Raw genomic sequence first — 3,913 nt, forward strand, 5'->3', positions numbered from 1 at the left:
GGGCCCGGGTTCCGTCGTATCCGGTGTGACCAAATCGTTATCGGCCGTTTCCGCGCCGTTCCCCGGATTGGTCAGGGCGTTCGATGAATTCGCTTACCCTCGAAGTACGCACCGGGGGGTGCAGATCCAGCAGGTACGCAGGTCGGCACGCACCGATCGACGCGGGGGTGAGAGAGTATGCGGTTGTTCAGCGTAGGCGCAGGAGCGTCGGCCGATCGCGCCCCGCAGCACGCCGAGCACCCGTCCGCACCGATCCCCATCGTCGGACCGGGGATAGGGGAGACCATCCGCGTCCCGCTCGGCGAGACCGGCTACGAGACCTTCCCGCTGATGCTCGGAGCCGCCGAGTTCGGCTGGAACGTCGATCTCGAGACCAGCCACGGAATCCTCGATCGCTACCTGGAGTTCGGCGGCAACGCCATCCATACGGCCGACGGGTTCTCCGGCGGGCGCAGCGAGCACATCATCGGCCAGTGGTTGCGGTCGCGCGGTCGGCGTGATCACGCGGTGCTGAGCGTTCGCATCGGTGCCCACGCCGACAATCCGGGGCTGGGCTCCGTCAACCTCGTACGTGCGGTGGAGGGGTCGCTCACACGGCTCGGGGTCGAGCGCATCGACGTCCTGTACCTCGACGCGACGCTCGATGCCACGACCAATCTCGAAGACACCCTGGCGACCGTCGAATGGCTGTCGGACGCGGGGAAGGTCGGTGCCGTCGGCGCCTTCGGCCTGTCACCGGAGCGACTGGTCGAGGCACGCATCCTCGCCTCGGCCGGATACCCGCGCATCCAGGTGATCGATGCGCCGTACAACCTCATCCGTCGCCAGCCGTTCGAGGGCGACCTGCGCCTCGTGGCCGGCGCGCAGAACCTCGCGGTGACGCCGTCTCACGCCCTCGAACACGGGTTCCTCTCGGGGCGCCACCGTAACAAGGCGCTGACCTCGCGCGGCGTGCGCGGCGAGCAGTTGCGCGGGCACCTGAACCGGCGGGGTATCAAGATCCTGCGCGCACTCGACCAGGTGGCCGAGGAGTTGGCGGTCCCCGTGGCTGCGGTCTCGATCGCCTGGCTGCTCGCTCAGCGCACGATCGCGGCACCGATCGTGAACACGTTCGCCACGGAACACGTCGATGAACTCATGCAGGGCGCGGGTGTCTCGCTGTCGCGGAGCCACCTCGCCGAGCTGACCCGGGCCGGCAACTGAGCATCGTCCCACCCGTGACATAGGGTGGGATCAAGGCCCGGCGGATGCTGGCGATGAAGCGAGCGAGTTGTGACGCACTACATATATCTGGTCAGACATGGTGAACATCAGGATGCGGAGCATGGTCTCGCCGACGGACCCCTTTCTCCCCGAGGGCAGCGTCAGGCCGAGCTGATCGCCGACCGACTGTCCGGGCTTCCGCTCGACGCGGTATGGCATTCGCCGTTGCTCCGCGCGAATGAGACGGCTCGAGCGATCGCTGCTCGTCTGCCGTCGGTCGATCCTGAGCCCACCGCGCTGCTCTTCGATTGCGTCCCCACCGGGATGACCGAAGAGACTCCCGCGGTGTTCGAGCCGTTCTTCGGCTCGGTCACCGAAGCCGAGATCGAAGCGGGGCGCGCGCAGATGTCGGATGCGGTCGAGGAGTTCCTCGTGCGCAAGACCGGGGAGGTGCATGAGGTGCTGATCACACACAACTTCGTGATCTCGTGGTTCGTGCGCGAAGTGCTCGCGGCGCCGGAGTGGCGATGGATGACGTTGAACCAGTCCCACTGCGGTCTGACCGTCATCGCGCAGAAGCAGGGGCGGCCGTGGACGCTTCTCACGCACAACGACACCGGGCATCTTCCGGTGGAGCTGCGAACGGGAATCCCCGACGCGCTTCTCGTCTGAGAGCTCTCGCTTCCAGAACGGCGGAGCACCGCCCGCGCGCCCCCGGACGGACCGCGTCCCGCGAAATAGACTGGACGCATGACCACGCAGGTAGCCCTCGTCGGCGGAACCGGGAAGCTCGGCACGATCATCGGTGCGGTGATCGATGAGCTCGAGGGCTTCGAGGTGAGCCGCGTGCTGACCTCGTCGAGTGATCTCTCCGAGCTCGACGGGGCCGATCTCGTCGTCGATGCCTCGACGCCCCAGGTCAGCATCGAGGTCGTCCGCGCCGCCGTCGAACGGGGCATCAACGTCCTCGTCGCGACTTCCGGGTGGTCTTCGGAACGGATCGCCCTCGTGCGTCCTCTCGTCGAAGCTGCCGGCACCGGCGCGGTGTTCATCCCGAACTTCTCGCTCGGCTCAGTGCTCGGGTCGGCGCTGGCTGCGGCCGCCGCCCCGTTCTTCGGCTCCGCCGAGATCATCGAAGCGCACCGCGAGACCAAGATCGATTCGCCGAGCGGCACGGCTGTGCGCACCGCCGAGCTGATCGCGGCGGCCCGCGCGGAGCAGGGCCCTGTCAGCGCTCCGCATGCGGATCAGCGTGCACGGGGGCAGCAGGTCGGCAGCGTGCCGATCCACTCGTTGCGGCGGCCCGGAGTCGTCGCCAAGCAGGAGGTCATCCTGTCCGGCCCCGGCGAGTCGCTGACGTTCACGCATGACACCACCGACTCGGCGCTCGCCTATGCGCCGGGGATCCGGCTCGCCGTGCCGTTCGCGGTTCAGGCCGCCGGTGTGGTCGTCGGCCTGGAGAACATGATCGACATCGGCATCCGCTCGTGATGTCGCGGATCGGCGTCGGCCTGATGGCCGCGGCGCTGCTCGTCTATCTCGCCGTCGCGATCTGGCTGGCCGTGATGTTCATCTCGGTCGGCTCTCCGGTGTCCATCGGCATGGGTGTCACACTGCTGGTGCTTGCTCCGATCGGGGCCTGGGCGCTGGTTCGCGAGATGATGTTCGGCTTCGGTGCGGACCGCCTCGGACGTCTGCTCGATGCGGAAGGCGGGATGCCTCCGGTGGAGACGGAGCTGACGCCGAGCGGTCGCATCGCCCGCGCCGACGCGGATCCGCTCATCGCGCGATACGCCGCCGAGGCCGACGCAGCCGGCGGTGACTGGCGTGCGCGCTACCGACTGGGCGTCGTGCAGGACGCCGCCGGGCGCCGGAAGGATGCCAGGGCCAGCATCCGCGAGGCGATCCGCCTCTCGCGGCGCTGACCCCCGCATCATCCCTCAGGCGAGAGTCGCCTCGAGAGTGATCTCGATGCCGGCGAGAGCCTGCGACACCGGGCAGCCGGTCTTCGCGCCCGCCGCGATCTCCTGGAACGCCTCGGGCGTCAGGTTCGGTACCGTCGCGTTCACGTTCAGGTGGCTGCCCGTGATGCCGACGCCCGGCTTGAAGGTGACCGAGGCCGTCGTGTTGACACGCTCCGGCGGGGTGCCGTTCTCCGCGAGCGCATGGGAGAGCGCCATGCTGAAGCACGAAGCGTGGGCCGCCGCGATGAGCTCCTCCGGCGTGGTCGTGGTGTCGCTGCCTTCGCTGCGCGCCTTCCAGTTGATCGGGAAGGTGCCGAGGTTCGACGACGAGAACGCGACCGTGCCCGATCCCTCCATGAGCGATCCGGTCCAGGTGCTGGCGGCTTCGCTGGTGACGGGCATGATTCCTCCGCTTCTCGGGACCCGCTCGGTGCGCGGGTCACGTAGCGGCCAGCCTACCGAGGGGCCTGGCGGGACGGAACAGGAATCAGGCGGCGGCGGGGCGCCCGATGATGCCGGCGCGCTGGAGCAGGAGGTAGAGCTGGCAACCGAGGCAGAAGGCGAAGGCGGCGTTCAGGAACGCAGCGATGAAGGCGGCTGCCGTGGCGATCGGGAGCGCCCACGGGACGCCGAGGAGATGCAGGACGAGACCGATGCCGACGACGAACAGCCCCACGCCCTGGGAGAACCGGGGCGGGCGCGGGTCCTCGAGCTCGGTCGGCGGTGAGAGTCGCGGGCGGACGAGC

6 protein-coding genes are annotated in these 3,913 nt (G+C 68.7%); 4 read left to right on the forward strand and 2 right to left on the reverse strand.

Translation table 11 applies throughout. The features are described 5' to 3' along the window. Positions 1–177 precede the first annotated feature (177 nt). The 4 genes from ACNPM4_RS05335 (at position 178) to ACNPM4_RS05350 (ending at position 3,128) form a co-directional block, all read left to right on the forward strand. Positions 178–1,203: an aldo/keto reductase gene (locus ACNPM4_RS05335; RefSeq protein ID WP_448984959.1), complete on the forward strand. Its 1,026-nt coding sequence runs from the start codon at positions 178–180 to the stop codon at positions 1,201–1,203. A 69-nt stretch (positions 1,204–1,272) separates the two neighbouring features. Next, on the forward strand, positions 1,273–1,875 hold the full coding sequence (locus tag ACNPM4_RS05340) for a histidine phosphatase family protein (RefSeq protein ID WP_029263620.1): 603 nt from the start codon (positions 1,273–1,275) through the stop codon (positions 1,873–1,875). Positions 1,876–1,953: 78 nt separating this feature from the next. Then, complete coding sequence (gene dapB, locus ACNPM4_RS05345) at positions 1,954–2,694, forward strand: 4-hydroxy-tetrahydrodipicolinate reductase (protein ID WP_105709786.1); 741 nt, start codon at positions 1,954–1,956, stop codon at positions 2,692–2,694. Then, positions 2,694–3,128 carry a hypothetical protein gene (locus tag ACNPM4_RS05350; protein ID WP_372469410.1) on the forward strand — a complete coding sequence of 145 codons (435 nt, stop codon included), beginning with the start codon at positions 2,694–2,696 and terminating at the stop codon, positions 3,126–3,128. The genes dapB and ACNPM4_RS05350 overlap by 1 nt, the downstream gene beginning before the upstream one ends. A 15-nt stretch (positions 3,129–3,143) precedes the next feature. On the opposite strand, the gene ACNPM4_RS05355 is transcribed toward ACNPM4_RS05350, so the two are convergent. Together ACNPM4_RS05355 and ACNPM4_RS05360 are read right to left on the reverse strand one after the other, a co-directional pair. After that, the gene (locus ACNPM4_RS05355; protein ID WP_029263617.1) at positions 3,144–3,569 is read right to left on the reverse strand and encodes an OsmC family peroxiredoxin; all 426 of its coding nucleotides are present in this window, start codon (positions 3,567–3,569) and stop codon (positions 3,144–3,146) included. Between the two features lie 85 nt (positions 3,570–3,654). After that, positions 3,655–3,913: DUF4395 family protein (locus ACNPM4_RS05360; RefSeq protein WP_448984961.1), on the reverse strand; the 259-nt coding region annotated here is incomplete at its 5' end.

The sequence above is a fragment of the Microbacterium umsixpiens genome (assembly GCF_053543675.1).

Coding starts and splice junctions, on each gene's coding strand:
- ACNPM4_RS05350 (WP_372469410.1), top strand. CDS start 2,694: ATGTCGCGGATCGGCGTCGGCCTGATGGCCGCGGCGCTGCTCGTCTAT.
- ACNPM4_RS05335 (WP_448984959.1), top strand. CDS start 178: ATGCGGTTGTTCAGCGTAGGCGCAGGAGCGTCGGCCGATCGCGCCCCG.
- ACNPM4_RS05355 (WP_029263617.1), bottom strand. CDS start 3,569: ATGCCCGTCACCAGCGAAGCCGCCAGCACCTGGACCGGATCGCTCATG.
- dapB (WP_105709786.1), top strand. CDS start 1,954: ATGACCACGCAGGTAGCCCTCGTCGGCGGAACCGGGAAGCTCGGCACG.